The sequence below is a fragment of the Vibrio sp. 1288 genome (assembly GCF_033344475.1).
Genome location: NZ_JAWPOX010000490.1, coordinates 1 through 719, shown reverse-complemented (window position 1 = coordinate 719; position 719 = coordinate 1). Strand labels below are relative to the sequence as shown.

Here is a 719-nt window from a genome sequence, read left to right as displayed (position 1 = left end):
ACCCGATGTCATTTTAGTTAGTGGCCGCAGCTATGAGACCATGGGCGGTGCAGACGCCATTTTAAAGGCGATGCCGTTACTTGCAGCAACACCAGCAGGCCAGACAAAGAACATCATCACCATTGATGGACACGCTTTGGTTGGCGGTTTGGGACTAAAAAGCCTGTCAGAGGCTAAACGTCTCAATACCTTGCTTTACCCATAGAGATTTTCGATGCTGTTACGACGTATTCCTTTATCAACCACGCTGATTACGCTGTCTGGATTTTTAGCGTTTATCGCCATCGCTTCTATAACCGTCGGCCCGATGAACATCAGTTTCACAGACAGTCTGCGCGGCTTAATTGGCGCACATTCAGAGCTGGCACCGCACATTCAACTCGTTATCAATGAGATTCGCCTGCCTCGTACGATTTTGTGTATGTTCATCGGCGCAATCCTCTCCATTTGTGGGGTGGTCATGCAAGGGCTTTTCCGAAACCCATTGGCAGAACCCGGCATTATTGGGGTTTCTGCTGGTGCGGCGCTGGGCGGCGCTTTTGCCATCGTCGTTTTTGCTGAGTTTAGCCAAAACCATCCTCAACTCATGAACTTAGCAGCGTTGCCATTATTTGCTTTTCTGGGCGGTGCTCTGACAACGGTGCTGGTGTACTGGCTCGGTACGAATAAGTTTGGTACGTCCGTCACGATCATGCTGCTCGCTGGCGTGGCGATCAGTG

1 protein-coding gene and 1 pseudogene are annotated in these 719 nt (G+C 50.6%); both read left to right on the top strand.

The features are described 5' to 3' along the window. Positions 1-205: pseudogene (locus R8O11_RS27585) on the top strand (hemin ABC transporter substrate-binding protein); the annotation flags it as partial. Positions 206-214: 9 nt separating this feature from the next. Next, positions 215-719: FecCD family ABC transporter permease (locus tag R8O11_RS27580; protein WP_318194920.1), on the top strand; the 505-nt coding region annotated here is incomplete at its 3' end.